18 protein-coding genes are annotated in these 20,390 nt (G+C 39.0%); 11 read left to right on the top strand and 7 right to left on the bottom strand.

The genetic code is table 11. The features are described 5' to 3' along the window. Nucleotides 1-13: 13 nt before the first annotated feature. From VTHSUH11_RS04585 to VTHSUH11_RS04565, 5 genes are all read left to right on the top strand, one after another. The gene (locus VTHSUH11_RS04585; protein ID WP_105092782.1) at nucleotides 14-2,599 is read left to right on the top strand and encodes a 3'-5' exonuclease; all 2,586 of its coding nucleotides are present in this window, start codon (nucleotides 14-16) and stop codon (nucleotides 2,597-2,599) included. Further along, entirely contained in the window at nucleotides 2,599-3,618 is a 1,020-nt protein-coding gene (locus tag VTHSUH11_RS04580) for an RluA family pseudouridine synthase (RefSeq protein ID WP_105092781.1), read from the top strand. Before VTHSUH11_RS04585 ends, VTHSUH11_RS04580 begins: the two co-directional genes overlap by 1 nt. Before the next feature lie 213 nt (nucleotides 3,619-3,831). Beyond that, nucleotides 3,832-4,956: a cation diffusion facilitator family transporter gene (locus tag VTHSUH11_RS04575; RefSeq protein WP_105092780.1), complete on the top strand. Its 1,125-nt coding sequence runs from the start codon at nucleotides 3,832-3,834 to the stop codon at nucleotides 4,954-4,956. A 120-nt stretch (nucleotides 4,957-5,076) separates the two neighbouring features. Then, entirely contained in the window at nucleotides 5,077-5,973 is an 897-nt protein-coding gene (locus VTHSUH11_RS04570) for a hypothetical protein (RefSeq protein ID WP_059364107.1), read from the top strand. 88 nt (nucleotides 5,974-6,061) lie between these two features. Further along, the gene (locus VTHSUH11_RS04565) at nucleotides 6,062-6,634 is read left to right on the top strand and encodes an immunity protein YezG family protein (protein WP_059364103.1); all 573 of its coding nucleotides are present in this window, start codon (nucleotides 6,062-6,064) and stop codon (nucleotides 6,632-6,634) included. A gap of 33 nt (nucleotides 6,635-6,667) precedes the next feature. On the opposite strand, the gene VTHSUH11_RS04560 is transcribed toward VTHSUH11_RS04565, so the two are convergent. Further along, a complete protein-coding gene (locus tag VTHSUH11_RS04560; RefSeq protein WP_105092779.1) occupies nucleotides 6,668-8,110 on the bottom strand; it encodes an amino acid permease in 1,443 nt (480 codons plus the stop codon). Nucleotides 8,111-8,390: 280 nt separating this feature from the next. Here VTHSUH11_RS04560 and VTHSUH11_RS04555 point away from each other — a divergent pair, with 280 nt between their 5' ends. From VTHSUH11_RS04555 to VTHSUH11_RS04545, 3 genes are all read left to right on the top strand, one after another. Then, complete coding sequence (locus tag VTHSUH11_RS04555) at nucleotides 8,391-8,903, top strand: pyridoxamine 5'-phosphate oxidase family protein (protein ID WP_059364100.1); 513 nt, start codon at nucleotides 8,391-8,393, stop codon at nucleotides 8,901-8,903. 235 nt (nucleotides 8,904-9,138) lie between these two features. After that, nucleotides 9,139-9,900 carry a hypothetical protein gene (locus VTHSUH11_RS04550; protein ID WP_059364098.1) on the top strand — a complete coding sequence of 254 codons (762 nt, stop codon included), beginning with the start codon at nucleotides 9,139-9,141 and terminating at the stop codon, nucleotides 9,898-9,900. Nucleotides 9,901-9,989: 89 nt separating this feature from the next. Further along, nucleotides 9,990-11,303 carry a hypothetical protein gene (locus VTHSUH11_RS04545; RefSeq protein WP_105092778.1) on the top strand — a complete coding sequence of 438 codons (1,314 nt, stop codon included), beginning with the start codon at nucleotides 9,990-9,992 and terminating at the stop codon, nucleotides 11,301-11,303. A 196-nt stretch (nucleotides 11,304-11,499) separates the two neighbouring features. On the opposite strand, the gene VTHSUH11_RS04540 is transcribed toward VTHSUH11_RS04545, so the two are convergent. After that, the gene (locus VTHSUH11_RS04540; RefSeq protein ID WP_105092777.1) at nucleotides 11,500-12,867 is read right to left on the bottom strand and encodes an NCS2 family permease; all 1,368 of its coding nucleotides are present in this window, start codon (nucleotides 12,865-12,867) and stop codon (nucleotides 11,500-11,502) included. Between the two features lie 145 nt (nucleotides 12,868-13,012). On the opposite strand from VTHSUH11_RS04540, the gene VTHSUH11_RS04535 reads away from it, so the two are divergent. The 3 genes from VTHSUH11_RS04535 to aroD all read left to right on the top strand — a co-directional run bounded on the left by VTHSUH11_RS04535 (nucleotide 13,013) and on the right by aroD (nucleotide 15,538). Beyond that, a complete protein-coding gene (locus VTHSUH11_RS04535; protein ID WP_059364093.1) occupies nucleotides 13,013-13,426 on the top strand; it encodes an RrF2 family transcriptional regulator in 414 nt (137 codons plus the stop codon). Beyond that, nucleotides 13,419-14,645 (top strand): MFS transporter, encoded by a 1,227-nt coding sequence (locus tag VTHSUH11_RS04530; RefSeq protein ID WP_105092776.1) that lies wholly within the window; start codon nucleotides 13,419-13,421, stop codon nucleotides 14,643-14,645. Before VTHSUH11_RS04535 ends, VTHSUH11_RS04530 begins: the two co-directional genes overlap by 8 nt. A gap of 98 nt (nucleotides 14,646-14,743) precedes the next feature. Beyond that, nucleotides 14,744-15,538 (top strand): type I 3-dehydroquinate dehydratase, encoded by a 795-nt coding sequence (gene aroD, locus VTHSUH11_RS04525; RefSeq protein ID WP_105092775.1) that lies wholly within the window; start codon nucleotides 14,744-14,746, stop codon nucleotides 15,536-15,538. Nucleotides 15,539-15,562: 24 nt separating this feature from the next. Here aroD and VTHSUH11_RS04520 read toward each other — a convergent pair whose 3' ends face one another. From VTHSUH11_RS04520 to aroC, 5 genes are all read right to left on the bottom strand, one after another. Next, on the bottom strand, nucleotides 15,563-15,865 hold the full coding sequence (locus VTHSUH11_RS04520; protein ID WP_105092774.1) for a type II toxin-antitoxin system RelE/ParE family toxin: 303 nt from the start codon (nucleotides 15,863-15,865) through the stop codon (nucleotides 15,563-15,565). Between the two features lie 14 nt (nucleotides 15,866-15,879). Next, a complete protein-coding gene (locus VTHSUH11_RS04515; protein ID WP_105092773.1) occupies nucleotides 15,880-16,491 on the bottom strand; it encodes a type II toxin-antitoxin system RelB/DinJ family antitoxin in 612 nt (203 codons plus the stop codon). 263 nt (nucleotides 16,492-16,754) lie between these two features. Next, nucleotides 16,755-17,990, bottom strand: coding sequence for a shikimate kinase (locus tag VTHSUH11_RS04510; protein WP_105092772.1), 1,236 nt, complete (start codon nucleotides 17,988-17,990; stop codon nucleotides 16,755-16,757). 123 nt (nucleotides 17,991-18,113) lie between these two features. Next, complete coding sequence (locus tag VTHSUH11_RS04505; RefSeq protein WP_059364726.1) at nucleotides 18,114-19,253, bottom strand: bifunctional chorismate mutase/prephenate dehydratase; 1,140 nt, start codon at nucleotides 19,251-19,253, stop codon at nucleotides 18,114-18,116. Continuing rightward, the gene (aroC, locus tag VTHSUH11_RS04500; RefSeq protein WP_105092771.1) at nucleotides 19,240-20,334 is read right to left on the bottom strand and encodes a chorismate synthase; all 1,095 of its coding nucleotides are present in this window, start codon (nucleotides 20,332-20,334) and stop codon (nucleotides 19,240-19,242) included. The genes VTHSUH11_RS04505 and aroC overlap by 14 nt, the downstream gene beginning before the upstream one ends. Nucleotides 20,335-20,390 lie beyond the last annotated feature (56 nt).

Below are 20,390 nucleotides of genomic sequence, written 5' to 3'. Positions count from 1 at the left end.
AGGAGAGGGTATCATGGTTATCAATAGCGAACAACAACGCGTCATCGATGAACTAGATAGAAATATCCTCTTGTTGGCGTCCGCTGGGACGGGAAAAACGAATACTTTGGCTTATCGGGTGGCCCATATTATTGAAAGTGGCCGTTGTGAAGCGCATCAGATTTTGTGCATGACCTTTACCAATAAGGCTGCACAGGAGATGAAGGCGCGCATTGAAACCCTCGTTGGCCAAGCTGCAAAGGCTGTGGAGATTAGTACGTTCCACAGCTTTTGTTTTTACGTTCTTCAACAAGAGGGCAAACGAGATGAATCCCTGTATTCAGATGTGACCATATTTGATGAGGAAGATTGCAAAGAGCTTTACTTGCCCTTTAAACCACGAAATATGAGAGATATGAACTTTGCTAGTCTTATTAGTGTAGTGAAAGAATATCGCTCCGTATATGGCTTCTATTCTGATTCTATGATAGAGGATTATAAACAGACTATTCAACGGTTGCAGTGTGAGCAGTCTAAGCAAATAGAGAAATTATTCTGCAATTACAATACGCTTGCTAGTGATGAATTGTCAGAATTTTGGACTCGTGGTCACGAATGGATTACCCGTTATGATGAAAGTTTACAATCTGTTCACGGCGTTGATTTTACTGATTTAATCTGTGGTGTGCATCGACTATTTCAAAATCCAGATATTCGAGAACGGTGGCGTAGTCGCTATCAATATATTTCCGTTGATGAAATGCAAGATACGGGTTCATTAGAATATAAGGTTATGGAAATGCTGTGGCAGGGCAATCATGTTCTTTTATGTGGGGACTATTTCCAAACTATCTACGAATGGCGCGGCTCAGATCCGTTCCGTTTATTAGAGGCATTTACCCGTGATTTTAATCCTCTAAAAATTATATTCTATAAAAACTATCGCTCTAATAGAACTTTATTTACAATGGCTTTCAAAACATTGCAACATATGTTTCCTCAACTCGTAGGTGACGTATACGATGAAATGCCCGAGGCTGATAGTGCCAGTGATGGCGCCCCTATTCTTGTAAAAGGTTGTCGCAATGAATATACGGAATCAAAATTTATTTATGACCGTATTTGTGCGCTTCCAAAGGACGCATCTATCGGTGTGTTGGTTCGAGATAATCGCAAGGCACAGCGTTTAAGTGAACAGTTTGAACGATATAATCAAGATAAGCCAGAATCTGAACGTCGTCCGTTTATGATTATTGATGAATATAAATTCTTCCGCCGTCAGGAAATCAAGGATATCATGGCGTACTTTAAGCTCTTGATGAATCCTAATGATGCGGTTAGTGCAAAACGCATTATTAAACGTTATGTATCGGGCATTGGCGACGCACGTATTCGCGATATTGAAAGTCCCAAAAATCGCAGTGTAGGGCTAAGATTGACGGATTTCATGGATATGCCCATCTTTGAAGCTGAGCCATATGCCAAATTGGTAGCAGGGCTTGAGGCGGGCGAGGTTGTAGTATACGATGTGGAAAGTACGGGTACCGATACGACACAGGACCGGATTATACAAATCGCAGCTATGCGCATCGATAAAAATGGGCAAGAAATAGAGCGATTTGAACGGTTTATCAATCCAGGAAAATCAGTAGGTACATCTCAATTAGTACATGGTTTTACAGATGAATATTTGGCCGAATATGGCGAAAGCCCTGAAATTGTTTTAGAGTCTTTCAAAGAATTCTCTAAGAATCGTATTATCGTTGGTCATAATGTAAACTATGATATTAGTATCTTGAGCCATGAATTAGCTCGTTATAACTTAGGTGAACCGCATTTTAAGGCTGTATATGATACGTTAGATATTTTTAGACGATTCTATCCTACGCTAGAAAATCATAAGTTAGGATTTTTATCGAGTCATTTTCCGATTAATCATACACCAACGCATAATGCGATGGATGACATCATAGCTACAGGTCAGTTACTGATTTACGCAGTCCATGAAAATATTGTGCCTACTACGACAAATCGCATGGTGGCCATCAATCAATATAAGTCTGCTTTTACAACGATAGCATCTCAAATGGCCACATTGCGAAGAAAGATGCGCACTGATAATCCTACGGATTTATTGGCCTATATTATGAACCAAATGGGCGTGCTAGCGTATTATAAGAGCCATGGTGAAATGGCAAAAGTTGAGCACATACGCGAGCTATACCGCATTATGGAATCTTTGGATAAAGAATATAAGGGTACGACAGGCTTGGCTCGTCTTAATCATATTTTGCAATTAGCTGCCTTGACGGCTGGTGAACCACAGCAAATGACTAAACAGTCTAAAATCCCAATTATTACAGTTCATCAAGCAAAGGGCAGTGAATTTGATTATGTGTTCTTGGCTGGCATGAATCAAGGTGTTTTCCCTAGTTTTATGTCCCTACGAGAGGGAAATGAGGACGAAGAAAAACGCTTGTTCTACGTGGCGATAACCCGTCCAAAACAGGAATTGGTTATTACCTATACCAATGAATCACAACGAGGGCAGGGGACAGCGCCAAGTGCATTTCTCGATTATATGCCGAGAGATTCAAAACTTGTAGAAAGGAGTATGTAATGGCACGAAAAAGGCATAGACCAGATGATATTCTTTGGACGATTTCTACTAGTGATATAGAAACAGAACAAAGTATATCAAAAGATATTGTGACACTAGGGCCCTTGTTAGATACTAAGTATCCTAGAAAAGCTATGGTAAAGCTATTTGATGAAAAGTTAGTCCATGTAAATGACCATAAAGCAACTCCTCATGTAGAGGTTACCGTAGGTGATGAAATTTGGATTGCTATGGCTAAGGAAAAGATTGATCATGAACCAATTGCAATGGATTTACATATTCTCTATGAAGACGAGGATTTATTAATTCTCGATAAGCCTGCAGGCCTTACGGTAAATTCAAAGGGCCAAGTATCTCTGGCTAATGGTGTTGCTCATTATTTTAAGGAAAATGGTATTAAGAGAAAGATTCGTTTCTTAAATCGCCTTGATCGAGATACGACAGGTTGTATCGTCATTGCTAAAAGCGGCTTGGCTCAAAGCTTGTATCAACAACAGATGGATGATAATACCTTTGAAAAATGGTATATGGCTGTTGTTGAAGGGATTATCGACACCGATGAGAACTCTTTAGTTTTACCTATGGCTAAGAGTATAGATGGGGTTCATTATGAAGTAAATCCACAAGGGAAAGAAACACGGACAGATTTTACCGTTTTGCATCGTTATCCAATGGAGGCTGTGGATAACTTTGTGCATAACTCATATGATACTGTGGATAGAAGTATAAAAAGTGTGGATATAAACATGGGAAGTGTGGATAAACAGACTAGAACTGTGGGTAATTCTGTGTATAACTTGGAAAATCGACCTTGTACAGAGGTGGCAGTTCGCTTATATACTGGTAAAACTCATCAAATTCGAGTAGCTTTTAGCCATATGGGACATCCTTTAGTGGGAGATACCTTATATGGTGCTAAACGTACAGGGAAGCCATTTGCCTTACGGGCTATGAAAGTTATTTTTACACATATGCGTTCTGGTAAACGGGTGACGGTTGAAGCCAAAGAGATGTTGTGAAATGATATTTTATTGTTTCTTTTAAGTAATAAGAATATAAAAATACCTTCTAATTGAGAAATGAGAATGACTGATAAGTTCAGTAAAATCAATGGATTTCTAATTTTTGTTATCAAAAACATAGTGACAAATGATAATCCATAAGCTATAATACATATAAAAGGAAATATGTACAAGTAGTTAGTAATATACATAATGTGTAAGAGGTGTAGTATGATTTTACAAGAAAATAGTGCAGCACGTAATCGGGGGATTACGCTTGCTAGTATAAAAGGTATTATAGGTAACGTCGTTCTCGTTATTTTTAAAATGATTGTAGGCCTTGCGTCTAACTCTATCGCCATCATCCTTGATGCGGTAAACAACTTAACAGATGTTTTGTCCTCTGTATTGACCATCGTTGGTACAAAATTAGCAGCTAAGGGTGCCGATAAGGAGCATCCATTTGGTCACGGTCGTATAGAGTATATGACCACTATGGCGATTGCTTTCATCATTCTTGGTGCAGGCATTGGATCCCTCAAGGAATCTATTGAAAAAATTCTTCACCCTGAGGTATCTACCTTTGATATTCCAAGCTTGGCGATTATCGCCGTTGCTATTGTGGTGAAAGTAGTGATGGGCCGTTATATTAAGGCACAAGGTGAGAAATACAAATCTGATGCCCTTGTAGCATCTGGTATAGATGCGCTCTTTGATGCGGTGATCACCTTTGCTACATTAGTATCTGCAGCGTTAGTATTCTTCTTTGACTTTGATATTCAAGGTTATGTAGGTGCGGCTATCTCTGTTTTAATTTTGAAGGCTGCTTATGACATTTTAAAAGAAATGTATAATCACTTGCTTGGCGTTCGTGCAGATGATAACTTAGTTCGTGAAATTAAAGAAACTATCGCTCAACATCCAAATGTGGGTGGTGTATATGATTTAGTATTAAATAGCTACGGTCCTGGTGAAACAATTGGATCCGTTCATATTACAGTGCCAGATACGATGACTATGGCTGATATTCATCCACTAACAAAAGGCATCGCCGTTCATATCTATAAAAAATTTGGTATTGCTATGACCGTTGGCGTATATGCTGAAAACCAACCAAGTATAGAAGTACTTGAAATAAGACAAGCTCTCGACCAAGTTGTAAGTTTATATACAAATGTAGTACAAGTACATGCGTTCTACGTACAAGAAGAAAAGAAGGTTATCTACTACGATATTATCTTTGACTTTGATGAAGAAGATCCGCATGGTACATTAGAAAAAATTAAAGCAGAAATGCAAAAACGCTGCCCTGAATATACACAATTTGCTATTGTAGATACAGACTTTAGTAACTAATAGAATAAAAAGGCTTTAACCGATAATCGACGAAATAAATTTCGCCAAGAAATGGTTAAAGCCTTTTCTTTTATTAGTTTAGAGATTTCGCTATACTATAGCTAAGAGCGAGGTGGTACTATGTTGCGATGGATAAAGAAACATTATATTGTAAGTTTTATTATTTTCCTTATTCTTGTTTTGTGTTCTTTACACCTTAGTGGTACGAGAAATGAGACACGTATTTTACCAAAACAAGGGATAATTTTAGAGAAAGATATTAAAGTTGATAGTAATCGTAATCCTAATCCTAATGCAACCGTGACAGTTATAAATGCAAGTAATTACTCTGAATCTTATGTAGTTGATGTATTGCCTATCATGAAAGCATATAACTGTTATATTTTTGACGCTCTTATCGTTAATAATGAATTATATCTTCTTGCACGTTCTAATGATGCTATTTCTGATATGAAGTTATATCAACTTTTAATTTTTAAGATTAATGATACATCTTTAAGCTCTAATGTTATCGGGTATGAATTCGATAAATTCTCCGCTTCACTAGACTATATAGATGGTAAAATTATGGCTTCTAATGGGAACGCGAAATATATCTTAAGCCCCGATTTATCTGCTAGCAAAATAGTGAATACAGACTCGATTTCTGTTCAAAATAAGAATGTTAGTAAACATGGTATTCGAAAAGATAAAGTAATATCAGACTCTTTAATTCCTAGAGATTTATACATGAATGGTAAGGTAGGAGATACCTATTTGCTTACTGTTAGTCCTCTTAACTACGCGAAACCTAACATGAATTTACCATTTGAATTTCTAAAAGCTGAACAGTATTATGGTATACCTGTATATGAAAATATGATGGTATTCTGGAATACTAATACTGATGAGATGGAGTTTTATAACGATCTTAAATCTATTACATCTTTTAATATTAAATATATGGATATGGGTTATAATATCGCAAGATTTGAACATTGGAATCAAATAATTAAGAATAATGGTCCTGAAAAATAAGATAGGCTTGATAATAAATAGCCTAATGCGTATAATATATTGTATAAAATATAATTTGTTTAGAGAATCCTATCTGAGGAGAGATATGATGAAGAAATTTGCTCTTACAACGTTAGCTGTAATAGCGGTCGTTGGTGTGTTGGCGGTTCAGCCTGCAGATGCGAAAAAGGTACAACAAGATCCTAGTATGGCACTTATTAATATGCCTATGAATGATGAAATTCAGCAAGTCAATGGTGTATCTAAATCTGCAAATAAAGAAACACAACGTTTATCTAACAAGTTAGCAGATGTGACAAGAGTGATGGTTAAGAAAAATTGGAAAACCATCTATATTAAAGCTGTACCTACAGGAGATAAATCAGCTGTACGTTTCTATTACACAGATAAAAATGGGCAAGTATATAATGGCCAAGTCATTAGAAATACAGGCCTATCCAAAGGTAAATATATGACTGGTTCGTTACGACAAGTTGAAGCGCTACAAGAATTAGTAAATCATTTACAACAAAATGGTCAAGAGGTACCATCCTCCATTGATCTTATCATTACCCAAGGCGGATACCGTACTAAGACGATCTTTAATTATGGCGAAGATACAAGTAATCTACCTGCTTATCAACAACAGTATGAACAACAAAATTTCCCTACTATGAAATAAGAGAAAAGCCCGTGCATAGCACGGGTTTTTGTGTTAGATTATGTAATCGTCAGAATCTTCTTTTTTAGGTTTTTTGTAAATTTCTTTTACACCAGCCATCTCGATAAGTTCCTCACTGAGAGCGTCTTCATCATCTGTATTAAGCATGGAGTAGAAGGCCCAGAGAATAACGAACCAAATTGGTGTAAACAAGAGGGCAATTCGAGTATCTTCGTTTAAGGCGAGAATACCTAGAATGAAAACAAAGAACGCAAGGATGATGTAATTCATCACTGGGAATAGAGGCATTTTGAATTTAGATTGTGCCGCTAATTCAGGGGTTTTCTTGCGGTATTTGAGGTGACAAATAACCATCATCGCCCAAATGAAGATGAAGCAGAATGTAGAGATAGAAGTAATCATAACGAATACTGCTTCTGGCATTACATAGTTGAGTACAACCGTAATCAATAGTACAGCAGCAGAGAAGATTGTTGCTTGGTATGGTACACTGCTGTGTGTTAAGCGGCGCATAGAGCTTGGCGCATGACCGCGTTTAGCAAGGGCGTAAATCATACGGCCTGTACTAAAGATACCAGAGTTTGTTGCAGATGCAGCAGATGTAAGAACTACAAAGTTTACGATGCCTGCAGCGGCTGCAATACCAACTGCTGTAAATACGGCCACAAATGGGCTAGCAGATGGGTTGACGGCTGTCCAAGGATAAATGCTCATGATGATAGCCAAAGAGCCCACATAGAACAAAATAATACGTAATGGAATGTTGTTAATCGCCATAGGGATAACCTTTTCAGGATCCTCTGTTTCACCAGCTGTTAAACCTACGAGCTCGATACCTGTGAAAGCGAAAACAACCATTTGGAATGATAAGATAAAGCCCATCGTTCCGTTCGGGAACCAGCCTCCATAATTCCACATATTACTAAAGGCGGCAACGCCTGCATCTGTAGTAAAACCTGTGACAATCATGATGATACCGATGATAATGAGGGAGATGATGGCAATTACCTTAATCAAGGCAAACCAGAACTCCATTTCACCGAAGTACTTTACGGCTGTTAAGTTCATTAATAGCAATGCCACTAAGACGACAAGGGCGGGTATCCATTGAGGCAACCACGGTATCCAGAACTGCATATAGAGGCCTACGGCTGTTAAATCGGCCATGGCTAATGAAAGCCAACAGAACCAGTATGTCCATCCTGTGATAAATGCTGCTCGATCACCTAAATACTCTTCTACGAAATCGATAAATGAGTGGTGGTTCAAGTTAGACAATAATAATTCGCCTAATGCTCTCATGATAAAGAAGCATATAATACCTGTAATAAGGTAGGCAAAAATGATGGATGGACCTGCCAAGTGAATGGCACGGCCGGAGCCTAAGAACAAGCCTGTACCGATGGCACCGCCGATGGCGAGCAACTGTACGTGTCGGTTCTTAAGGCCCCGTTTTAACTGATGCGTATCAGACATAGTAAAGACCTCTTTTCTACAAACTATCTACAAATATAAAAAGCCATGGATGACCATAGCTTTTATAATCTATAGAATCTATAAAACTATTTTCTTATAATACAGTATCTATTGTAAAAAGTCAAATGTATTTATACAGTAGACATATATTAGAAATAGTATTATTTATAAATAAAGAGTAGTTGTTTATACCTTCAAAATAATACTTTTTCATATATGATATCGAAAATTTGCTATAATAATATATAGATTATCTTATACATCAATTCGTGGAGGCTATATGAGACGACAAGACCGCAAGGTTACAGATATACATGAAATTAAGGGCATTTTAAATAGCACTCGTATCATTCACCTAGGTCTGATAGATGGTGATTACCCTTACGTAGTACCCCTACATTTTGGATATGAATTTATAGATGAGGTACTTTATATCTATGTACATGGCCATTATGAGGGGAAAAAGTTTAGTTTGATTCAAGCGAATCCACATGTATTTATTGAAATTGATGGTAGCGATGAAGCCCTCGTTTCAGGTGGAGATATACCATGTAAATATAGCTCGGTATACTCTAGTGTGATGGGTCGTGGAGAGGCTACCTATTTAGAGTCTATTGATGAAAAGTCTCATGGCTTACAAGTATTGATGAAACACCAGACAGGGCGTGAATTTACTTTTACGGAAGCCATGGTAAACTCTGTGGGCGTAGTTCAAATTAAAATTGTTGACTATACGGCCAAAAGACGAAGACAACTTGAACAAGATGCTATTATGCCGCCATTAACTAAATAATAATACAACAATCCTATTGAACTCTATTATGATATAGCGTTCAGTAGGATTTTTTTATATCGAACCTAAGCATTAGATACATTATTTGATTGTGACGATGCTTTCACAAAAGGAAAGATAAAAGTTTTATGAAGTAGCTAGAGCTACAGAAACGGTAGCTTGATTTTGATATAAATAAGAAAATATATCATTATATGTGTGGAGCATATTATAAATTTTTGTAATAGGAGAGAATATGAAGAAAACTATAGGTAAATCAATTTTAGCTGCTATAGCTGTTGGGTTAGTATCTATAAGCTATGTATCCGCAGATACTGTTGATCAGTCTGTATCTATTAATAATTCTGAGGCCGCATCTAAGTCTAACAATGTTACGCCAAACATGAATAATGCTTCTGCAATTATACAAATACCAAGAACGCAATTAGTAGGCTGGCCTTTAATGACTCAAGACAGTGCTCGTAACTTTAAGGGGATAGTAGAGGCTATTCAGAAATTGCCGTATGAGGCTGAGGCACCTAGTTATATACCTTATGGATTTCAGCTGTATACAGCACGTCTTGATCGAAATGATGTACTAGAGGTTGTATATTACAAAAAAGGTGCACCTATCTATCAGGATGGGAAAAAGTTTATTACTAATGTTATGGCCTATCGAATGGGCTATTCCGTGGATACCGTAAGAGATACAGCGTATATTCCTGCAGAGTATAAGGACTTTGAATGGTCTGAACAAGGTGAATCTGGCGAAGTCTTTTATACCGGTGATCCAGCAGCACAATTAATCCGTAGCATTACGTGGACGGAAGGTGGCATGGCGTTCTCCTTATTCTTCTTAGAACCTGTGAAAGCAGTTGATGCTGAATTCTATAAGGAACATGTGGTACCTGTAAAAAATATAGATAGCTCACGTTATGAATTATTGGGAAACTATCCGGTTACGAAGATTTCAAACAAAACAATTGATGAATATAATAAAGAACGAATGATTCCTTAGCAGATTAGCTGGATGATATACAAACCGTATCTAGAACAATATATTGTGTAATAGCGGCGAAATCTGTAACCGCTCGAAGAGGAGAGAATATGAAGAAACTAATAACATCTGCTGTTTTATGTGCCGCGATGGCTACTACAGTAAGCACCTTTGGCGTACAGCCAGTTAGTGCTACATACCCATTAATTGATAAAAATGGTAATACCGTTCCTGTTGAACGAGATGTAGATAATAAAGAGCTCATCGATGATAATAAAAAACTCGCTAATCGTTATCGTTGGTATGATCAAGTTGATGATTATGATTTAGTTAAAACTAATATTGAGAGTACCGCGCAGGAATTTGGCTATCCTATACAAGTTCCGTCTTATATGCCTAAAGATTATGCAGTACGTGATGTAAAAGCCAAGGACCATGACGTATTAGAAATCGTTTATACAGAAACGGGCCGTGATGGAGAATTTGGTCCGAAGCTAACCTTCTCTAATACAGACATTGTATATCGTATGGGTTGGGCTATCGATACAGTGGTAACGCCTATATTAGAAAAGACAAATTACAACGCTAAGGATGCAGTTAGCTTTATTACCCCTAATGGGACCGCTGTACATACGTTAAGTCCTAGTAAAGACTCTATTAAAATTGCTTACTGGGAAAAAGATAATAAAGTTTATATGCTCTACTTTGCTTCTTTAAGAAATCAAAACTTTGTAAGCAAAATTGTAGACTCTGTAGGTCCTGTGAGTAACGTAGCCATTGATGATAATCGACTACGTGGTGACCGCAATGATGAGCAACATATTGAAGAACCTGTTAAACAAAAGGTTGAAATAGATTGGCCTCCTTATGAAACGATTGGGTTGCCATTGCGTACACATACGAATTCTGTGTGGCCTATACTTACCAGCAAAACCATCGGTCTACCTAGCGGTGTAATCGATGCATCTCATAAGGTGTCCTATGACGTATCTGTACCAAGTTATTTACCCCTTGGTTATACATACTATGCTACACATTTTTATGACAATGATGTATTAGAAACTGTATATTGGAAGCAAGGTAAAGAGTATCAAGAACGCAGTGGCCGTTGGGTAACTCATACGATGGTCTTTCGCATGAGCTACTCTATGGATACTGTACGGCCTGAAGAATATATCCCAATGGAGTATCATGACGTACATTGGAGCGACTCTACTCCAATAGGGGAGGTTCACTATACAGGGGATGTAGATAAGGGCTTAGTACGCAGTGTTACGTGGTACAAGGATAATATGGCGTATTTCTTGTTCTTCCAAGTGCCTGTAAAAGCATCTGAAGCAGAGTTTTATAGAAATCATGTAGTACCATTAAAAGATATCGATCCAAGTCGTACAGACTTAATTGGAGTTAAAACACTTAGATAACACAGTACAGTAATATAACTTTGAATATAATAAGGCATTAGTAAATGACTATAATGTAATAGCACATACTACAAAAAGAACCTATCTCGCAGATATCTAGCAATGTAGTGAACCCCAAAAGTCTAACTTTTTGGGTTCACTACAAAATATCTTAGGAGATAGGTTCTTTTATGTGTATTTAGGTATACTTTCAAAACTAGTAGAATACGTATCGAATGATAACGAGTACTGCCAATACATACATAATCCAGTTAACCTCTTTAGCGCGACCTGCTACGAGTTTCAAGACTGGGTATGCGATAAGTCCTGCGGAGATACCATTAGCAATGCTGTATGTGAACGGCATTAAGGTAATAACTAGGAATGCAGGGAAGCCTTCGGTCCAATCATCAAAGTCGATATCTCGAATGGCGCCAATCATCAAGGCACCTACGAGAATAAGGATTGGAGATGTGGCTGCGTTTGGTACGAGTAATACAAGAGGCGCAACAAATAGGCAAATTAAGAACAATACGCCTGTTGTAACCGCTGTTAAACCTGTGCGACCACCAGCACCAACGCCAGAAGCACTTTCAACAAAGGCTGTAATTGTAGAAGTACCTAGTAAGGCACCAGCACTAACGCCTACGGCATCAACGGTCATCGCTTTGCCTAGACCAGGGAAAGAACCTGTCTTAGGATCTGCAATTTTTGCCTTAGTAGCTGTACCGATTAATGTGCCCATAGAGTCGAACAATTCCACAAAGGTGAAGGAGAAGATGATGGTAATCAACCCCATATGAATGGCACCAGGAATGTCTAATTGGAAGAATGCTGCTTTGGAAAAATCAGGAATTGCTAACACTTGGAAATGTTCAGGCATTGTAGATAATCCTGTAGCATAAGAAATAACAGTAGTTACGAGAACACCGATAAGTAAGGAGCCTTGGATATTACGAGCCATTAATAAAGATGTAAAGATAAGGCTGAATAAGGCTAATAATGTATTACCATCATGTAAATTACCCATGGTGAGCAATGTTTCGGATGGTGGTGGCACTAGATTGCCATGTGTTTGAACTACTTGCCCTAACGAGTTAGGAGATAGGCTGATAGAAATAGCCATTAAGCCAGATAGTTTCAAGCCAATGATAGCGATGAAGAGGCCAATACCAACAGTGATGGCTACCTTCATCGATGCTGGGATACCTTTCACAATCATTTGACGAATCGAGGTCAACGTCAATGCAAGGAATACAAGGCCGGAAATGAAAACGGCACCAAGTGCTGTTTGCCATTGAATCCCCATACCTAGAACGACGGTGAAGGAATAAAAGGCTAACAGGCCAACCCCAGGAGCCAAGGCAATTGGATAGTTAACCAATACGCCCATAGCAATCGTTACGAGACCACCACCGAGAGCTGTCGCAATGAGGACTGCATCCTTGTCCATACCAGCAAGACTCAAGATATTTGGCGCCAAGAATAGGATGTACGCCATCGTGATGAACGTAGTAAGACCTGCTAAAATCTCAGTTTTAACTGTGGTTTCCCGTTCGTTGAGTTTAAAAAGTTTATCTAACATTAGATAAATCCTCCCCATATGAAATTATAAATAATACCGTAATAAAGATATTCGGATATAAGTATAGTGTACCATATTTCCCAACAATATTTGTATGAATTTATGATATACTAATAGTATATTTTAATGATGTAGAGGTTAACTTATGAAAATATCAACAAAAGGTCGTTACGCCTTGCGAATCCTTGCGGATATTGCAGAGCACGGAACGGAGAAGAATGTGCCGATTCGTGAAATTGCAGAACGCCAAGGCTTTTCAGATAAATATTTAGAAGGCATTGTATCTCGTTTATCCGCGGCGGGACTCGTTAAGAGTGGTCGTGGCAAATATGGCGGTTATCGCTTAGTTAAAGATCCGTCTGAATATAATGTATATGAAATCTTATATGCTGCTGAGGACTCCATTGCCCTCGTTTCTTGCTTGGAGGATCATCTTGAACCTTGTCCTATGTTCAACGATTGCTTAACCGCACCATTGTGGCAACATTTACAAGCAGAGTTTCGCCATGTTATGGAGCGTGTATCCTTACAAGATGTAATGGATCAAAATTATGAATAATCATGTAGATGATGCCCATCGTGGTGGCATGAGAAATGTATGGATCATTACCATTAGTATGACGATACTAGCAGTATGTTATACAATGATTATTCCCTTTTTACCGATATATCTTTTGGAATTAGGTGTTTCTAAAGATGATGTGGCGCTTTGGTCTGGTTTGGTTTTTGGCATAACCTTTCTTATTGCTGGGATTATGGCCCCTATTTGGGGTAAGATTGCAGATAATAAGGGGAAAAAAAGAATGGCTCTTCGAGCCGGTTTTGCCATAGCTGTATCTTACTTTTTAATTGGACTCGTAACAGATCAGTATCAATTATTGTTAGGACGGGCATTCGTAGGCTTTGCCAATGGATTTTATCCAGCTGCTATGACCATGGTATCTCTTAGTGTTGATGAAAAAAGGGTAGGACGTGCCCTAGGGATATTCCAGATGGGACTCATTTTGGGTAATGTCGTAGGGCCATTTTTAGGTGGTGCTGTTGAAAGCGTCGTTGGTATGCGCCCCGTTTTTTACGTATCTGGTATAGCTGTATTTGTTGCCACTCTGGCGGTGTTATTCTTTGTAAAAGAGCCACGAATAGCAAGCAAAAAAGTAGAGGATACAAATGCGACTAAGCAGAAAACATCATTGCGAGAGGATTTTAAAGCTGTTAGTGAAAAACCTGTTTTAGTGCGTCTTTTATGGATTTTCTTCTTTATGCAATGCGCTATAATGATGTTACAACCTATTTTGGCTCTTTATGTAGGTGATATGCAAGGCACTATGGAAGGGGCAGCCATCATTTCTGGAACGATTTTGAGTATTGGTGGTCTTGCAGGTGCGTTAACTACAAATTTATGGGTACGCATTGGAGAACGACGTGGTTATTTTCAAACCATATCCTACTGTATGATTGGTAGTGGTATTGTACTATTACTTCAAAGTCTACCTGTAGGTATATGGTGGTTTGGTGTATTACAAGTGTTGATTGGATCCTGCATTGTGGGAATTAATCCATCCTTGAGTGCAGCCGTAACACTAAATACGGAACCAGGTTTTAGAGGTCGCATGTTTGGTATGACGACGACAGCCCAGCAATTTGGATCTATGGTAGGACCAGTATTTGCTAGTCTTGTATCTACTTATATAGGCATATCTTATGTATTTAGTATTACAGGGGCGTTGCTATTATATCTAGGATTCCAAGCGAGACGATTATCTGTTCAGCACGATTAATACATAGTATCATAGTTATATAATATGTTTTACGGCCCTTTATTGTTATGTAACGATAAGGGGCTTGTGTCAACTAGTGGGATAAAAAGGAGCTCTTTATGGTTCGAATTGGTCAAATCATACTTGGTGAGCAGGGAACAAAGATTTGTGTTCCCATTGTAGGTATCACTGAAAAAGAAATTCTAGATGCTACTGCGGTGGCATGCAATACACCTTGTGATGTGGTGGAGCTACGCATTGACTATTACGAACGAGCTCATTCCATTGATGCTATTATTGAACTATTGATGCTCATGAAACCTCAATTAAAAGGTCGTGGGCTGCTGTTTACGTGGCGAACGAAGGGTGAGGGGGGCGAGAAATCTATCTCCTCACAAAATTACTTTACAATGTTAGAACGCCTTATCCCCACGGGCTTGATAGATGCTATTGATATTGAGTTATTCTTTGATCAAGATAGAATGGTCAAAACCATAGAGTTCGCCAAGGTTCATGGTGTAACAATCGTCATGAGCAATCATGATTTTAATGGTACACCAAGTAGAGATGTTATTGTAAATCGACTTATTCAAATGAAAGGATTTTTAGCGGATGTACCAAAGATAGCCGTTATGCCTCATACAACAGGTGATGTTCTTACGCTACTAGAGGCGACCGCTGAAGTGAAAGCTTTATACCCATTAGACCCAATCATTACGATGGCCATGGGGCCCTTGGGGGCTATTACACGTGCTTCAGGAGCTTTATTTGGCAATGCTATGACCTTTGCTTCAGCGGGCAAACCATCAGCACCAGGTCAAATCGATGTGCATGAACTAAAACGAATTCTTGATACCATTGACGTAGATGGTGTATTTGATGAACAACAACATAGACGAGAAAAAGTACATTAAAAAAGTCGGCGAAAGCCGACTTTTTTATGTGTTTTGGAGCTCTTGTATTGTATTCATTTTTGAAGGCCGAATATAGAAAATATAGACTTGATTACCTATAACTGTATATAGAATGAGATACTTTTTGTGTGATAATTTTCTGTACTTTGTCTTACTCTTTATAATAGGATATCGTTCAGGAAAAACTGATAATGAACATATTTTTTCATAAATTTGCGACAATTCTCTTTTGATAAACGCAATGTCTACAAAGCGTTGCTCTAATGAAAGCTTGAGATTTACTATGTCAGATTTAGCTGTAGGGGTCAAAATTATTGTATATCTCATTTTAACCTCCGAACCTATAAATCTTTAAGGAGATCATTAAAGACTTTTTCTGCAGAATCGCCAATTCCTTTTTTGGCTTGATTAAGTCCTATCTTTATTCTTGTGTTTAAATCTTCATTCGTCCATAAATTATTATTTATAGCATCAATCCATTCTGGGCGATGGATAGTGGAAGGAATATCATTAGTAAATTGTATTTGTTTAGATACAATTGTGACGGTTTGAGATATAGTTAATCCCATCTCTTTTAAGATAGCTGTTGTTAGGGTCTTAACTTTAGGATCAATGCGGATATTAAGAATACCCGTTTTATCGATTTTATCAAAAGAGATTACTACATCATCTTTAGTTGTTGTAGTTCCGTATGTATTTATAGCATCTGAGGCCTTTAATGAGGCTTTTGGTTGTTCATATATGCCATTCTTATTGAGTGTGCTTGGTGTAGGTGTATCATCTGAAGTTATCGTTGGTAAAGCAATAGCAAATGGAATACGACGTTCTTTGATGATTTGACGAAATAGTGCGTCAAGCATGGAGGTATAGGATAGGCCTTGGGCTTTCAATATGCTAGATACCTCTTGTTTTAGATCTTCGTTGATGCGGACTTGTAGGTTTACGGTTTTCATAATATCTCTCCTATGATTCTTTAAGTTGTGACTGTAATACTTTGGTTATTTTATTGCTCTTATAGAAAAAGGTGTTTAAGCTTCTTGAATTCTAATTGTAATTACATTGTAATTGCAAATATGGATTTTTACAAATACATATAAAACATAGAGAATATAAAAAAGCAGTATTTATCTTAGGGATAAATACTGCTTTTGGTGCTATATCTATGAAGTTAAGATATGAGTTTTAGTTTTATCTAGAAATACAGATGTAAATCTTCTTACAATAAGTTTGCTTCAAAATCTTCTAGGATAGCTGACACTGTTTCTGGTGCATTACGGTTATGTTCTACGATGCATTGAGCGAAGCTTTCATACATTGGTGTACGCGTTGCTTCTAGTTCACGTAAGCGTTCGATGCCACCACTAGAGAGAACACGACCAAAGGTAGATAGGTTTTCTACTGGTTGTGTTAATTGGTAGATACGACCGTTTTGGCGTAAGTGTGCGAAGTTTTTAGGAACTGTTACACAGCCGCCGCCGGTGGAGATAATAAGACCCGTTTGGGTACCGAATTTTGCAATCATTTCCGCTTCTTTTTCACGGAAGGCTGGTTCCCCTTGTTCTGTAATGTATGTGGAAATGTCTCCAATTTCTTTTTCTAACTCATGATCTACATCAACGCAGGTACGGCCCATTTCTTCACCGAGCACTTTACCGACTGTAGTTTTTCCTACGCCAGGCATACCGATGAGGATGATATTTTCCTTTTCACGGCGCATATCTCGTAAAATTTGCTCAATTTCCTTTGTGCCAAAGCTTTCATCTTGGAAATGTTTAGCTGCCTCAACGCCTTGAGCTACGAGGAATGGCAAGCCATCACAATGAGGAATTTCCATCATTTCTGCTTGTAACAACAAAATCGTACGGCGTGGATTGTAGATGAGGTCTACAACGCCTTCTAGCTTGGAGAATTGCGTAATATCGATGAGGTTAGCTGGATTATGAGGATACATACCGATAGGTGTGCAGTTAATAATAATCTGTGCTGTTTCGTAGTAATTAGGCGCATCACCATAGAATGGTGCCGTCTTACGAGAGAGGTGAACTATGTTCTTAGCTCCTAAGTCTTCAAGAGCTACGTGAACGGTAGCGGAGGAAGCGCCATCGCCAAGGATAATACATTCCTTGCCAGATACATCAATGCCAGCATGTTGTAGAGTAAACACGAAACCATTGTAGTCAGTATTATAGCCGTGCCATTTACCATCTTTGCGAACCATCGTATTCACACAACCGATGCGTTCTGCGCGAGGGTCTACTACATCACAAGCTTCAAGGGCATTTACCTTGTAAGGGATAGTGATATTGATACCTTGTAATTCTGGATCAGCGAAGAACTCTTGTAGTTGGCTCGGTTCGCGCTCAAATAATTCGTAATTTGTATTCCCTAGTGCACTGTGAATGCGAGGGGAAAAGCTATGGCCCAACGTACGGCCAAGTAAACCAAATTTCATAGGACCTCCTAGGTCAATATACATAGAATGGCTAATAGGCTGGTACCTATTAGCCATTGGAGTTTTATAACTATATTCATTGTACTATATATGCCCTGATAGGGACTAGTAGGGATGAATATATTAGTTTTCAGGATAATTACCGAGTAAGCGGAACTTATCTTGTGATGTATGAAGCTCTGCTAGAACAGATAATACCTTTGGATCTGCTAAGGATGCTTCTAAATCGAGGTAGAACAAAAACTCAAAGTTATGGCCTACGATAGGGCGAGACTCGAGTTTGGTAAGATTTACGCCGATGTTTGCAAACTTGGTAAGTAATGTACCAAGACCACCTGGAGCATGGCTTGCTGTAGTTACCACAGAGATTTTATTAGCCCCTGGGTACACATGGAAGTCCTTGCTGATGCAGATAAAGCGCGTATAGTTGTTATCGCTATTTTGGATATTGCGCATCAATGGAGACAAATTATACAAGTCTGCACATTGCGGTGCTGCAATAGCTGCTACGCCAGGGTCATCACTAGCCGCTACGAGCTGTGCTGCACGAGCCGTGTTATCGAAGGAGCGCAATTCTACACCATCTAATTTCTCTAGGAAGTGGCTGCATTGGCCCAACGCTTGAGGGTGGGAGATGATAGTGTGAATATCCTCTAGTTTTGTGCCTTTTTTTACGAGTAAATCGTGAGAAATCCATAGGCGAGTACCGCGTACGATATAGCATTTACGATCTTCTAGAAGGTCATACACTTCTTTTACAGAACCATTGGAGCTGTTTTCGATAGGTAATACGCCGAATTGACATTCTCCAGACTCAACAGCGTCGAACACGGCACGGAATCCTGTTACATAGTGAATTTGGCTGAGGGGCAATAATTTATCACATGCCACTTGCGCATTGCTGCCGAATACGCCAGCACAAGCTACGCTGCCACGTTGTGGAGGCAAAGTAGGGGACTGCTCAATGGCTTTTTTCATTTTTACTGTGAACTCATTATCTTGGAATAATTGTTCAGACTGGTACGTACGGCTCAAGCTAAATAATGCTTCGAAGAAACGACGCGCGTATAGGTCGAGGTCTGGGCCTGCATCTCGAGTTACTTTGTCGAGGATATCTCGTTCCCGTTTGGCATCGTAAATAGCCTTGTTCATTTCTTTCTTTGCCGCCGCAACGTCCTTGGAGAGTTCCATGCGCTCTTTGAAGAGGGCGAGCATTTGGTCGTTTATATCGTTAATCTTAACGCGTACTTCATCTAAGTTCATGGTCAATATCTCCTAAGAAATCAAGAATAACGAGGGCTGTTACAGCTTCGATAACAGGTACTGCACGAAGCGCTACACATGGGTCGTGACGACCTTGGATTGTGAGCAATGTGTCCTCTTTTTGTGAAAGTGATACAGAATGTTGTTCTTTATAAATGGATGGTGTTGGCTTGATGCCCACTTGCATAACGAGTGGTAAACCATTGGTAATACCACCTTGAATACCACCGCTATTATTCGTTGTCGTTGTAATCTTGTCGCCGTCCATGGTGAAAGCATCATTCACTTCGGAACCAAGTTGTGCACACATATCAAAGCCACCGCCAAAGGATACGCCTTTAATGGCGGGTACCCCAAAGATTACGCGAACTAATCGGTTTTCGATACCGTCAAAGTTTGGGTTGCCAAGGCCAATTGGTAGACCTGTAGCAACGACTTCAACGATACCACCTGTAGAGTCCCCATCTTTTTTGAGGTTCATAACAAGGGTTTCTACTTCGTTACGTTTTTGTGGATCAACCATAGCAATTGGCTCTGTCGCGATGCTAGCTAATGCTTTCATATCTGGGTGAACCATGTTGATAGGAGCATCTTGAATCGTTCCCACTTGTTTTAAATGGCCGTGGATTTCAATGCCTTTTTCACGTAATAGTTGTAGAGCGATGCCACCAGCTACGCAAAGCGGAGCTGTAAGGCGCGCTGAAAAATGGCCGCCACCACGCATATCTACCTTGTCGCCGTAGCGCATACGGGCTGTAAAATCCGCATGAGAGGGGCGAGGGATATCACGTAAGTTATTATAATCGCTAGAGTGTTGAGATGTGTTGCGGATCATAAATGCCAATGGAGAACCACTGAGCATGCCGTCTACCATACCTGCTAAAAATTCAGGTGTATCGGCTTCCTTACGTTGCGTTTGTAATTGATTTTGACCTGGCGCACGGCGCTTCAAGAAGGCTCTTAGTTCATCGATATCGATGGTGTGTCCACAAGGTAGGCCTTCTACGATACCGCCAATGGCATAGCCGTGAGAGGCGCCAAAGGTAGATACCTGTATGGTTTTACCGAAATTAGATGCCATTATATTAACTCCTACTATATAGTACGTACTATTTCTATTATCTATTAGATTAAACC

Origin of the sequence: Veillonella tobetsuensis, assembly GCF_002959935.1 — a bacterium.
Lineage (GTDB): Bacteria > Bacillota > Negativicutes > Veillonellales > Veillonellaceae > Veillonella > Veillonella tobetsuensis.
This window is presented reverse-complemented; position numbering and strand designations above follow the sequence as displayed.

Coding starts and splice junctions, on each gene's coding strand:
- VTHSUH11_RS04585 (WP_105092782.1), top strand. CDS start 14: ATGGTTATCAATAGCGAACAACAACGCGTCATCGATGAACTAGATAGA.
- VTHSUH11_RS04580 (WP_105092781.1), top strand. CDS start 2,599: ATGGCACGAAAAAGGCATAGACCAGATGATATTCTTTGGACGATTTCT.
- VTHSUH11_RS04575 (WP_105092780.1), top strand. CDS start 3,832: ATGATTTTACAAGAAAATAGTGCAGCACGTAATCGGGGGATTACGCTT.
- VTHSUH11_RS04570 (WP_059364107.1), top strand. CDS start 5,077: ATGTTGCGATGGATAAAGAAACATTATATTGTAAGTTTTATTATTTTC.
- VTHSUH11_RS04565 (WP_059364103.1), top strand. CDS start 6,062: ATGAAGAAATTTGCTCTTACAACGTTAGCTGTAATAGCGGTCGTTGGT.
- VTHSUH11_RS04560 (WP_105092779.1), bottom strand. CDS start 8,110: ATGTCTGATACGCATCAGTTAAAACGGGGCCTTAAGAACCGACACGTA.
- VTHSUH11_RS04555 (WP_059364100.1), top strand. CDS start 8,391: ATGAGACGACAAGACCGCAAGGTTACAGATATACATGAAATTAAGGGC.
- VTHSUH11_RS04550 (WP_059364098.1), top strand. CDS start 9,139: ATGAAGAAAACTATAGGTAAATCAATTTTAGCTGCTATAGCTGTTGGG.
- VTHSUH11_RS04545 (WP_105092778.1), top strand. CDS start 9,990: ATGAAGAAACTAATAACATCTGCTGTTTTATGTGCCGCGATGGCTACT.
- VTHSUH11_RS04540 (WP_105092777.1), bottom strand. CDS start 12,867: ATGTTAGATAAACTTTTTAAACTCAACGAACGGGAAACCACAGTTAAA.
- VTHSUH11_RS04535 (WP_059364093.1), top strand. CDS start 13,013: ATGAAAATATCAACAAAAGGTCGTTACGCCTTGCGAATCCTTGCGGAT.
- VTHSUH11_RS04530 (WP_105092776.1), top strand. CDS start 13,419: ATGAATAATCATGTAGATGATGCCCATCGTGGTGGCATGAGAAATGTA.
- aroD (WP_105092775.1), top strand. CDS start 14,744: ATGGTTCGAATTGGTCAAATCATACTTGGTGAGCAGGGAACAAAGATT.
- VTHSUH11_RS04520 (WP_105092774.1), bottom strand. CDS start 15,865: ATGAGATATACAATAATTTTGACCCCTACAGCTAAATCTGACATAGTA.
- VTHSUH11_RS04515 (WP_105092773.1), bottom strand. CDS start 16,491: ATGAAAACCGTAAACCTACAAGTCCGCATCAACGAAGATCTAAAACAA.
- VTHSUH11_RS04510 (WP_105092772.1), bottom strand. CDS start 17,990: ATGAAATTTGGTTTACTTGGCCGTACGTTGGGCCATAGCTTTTCCCCT.
- VTHSUH11_RS04505 (WP_059364726.1), bottom strand. CDS start 19,253: ATGAACTTAGATGAAGTACGCGTTAAGATTAACGATATAAACGACCAA.
- aroC (WP_105092771.1), bottom strand. CDS start 20,334: ATGGCATCTAATTTCGGTAAAACCATACAGGTATCTACCTTTGGCGCC.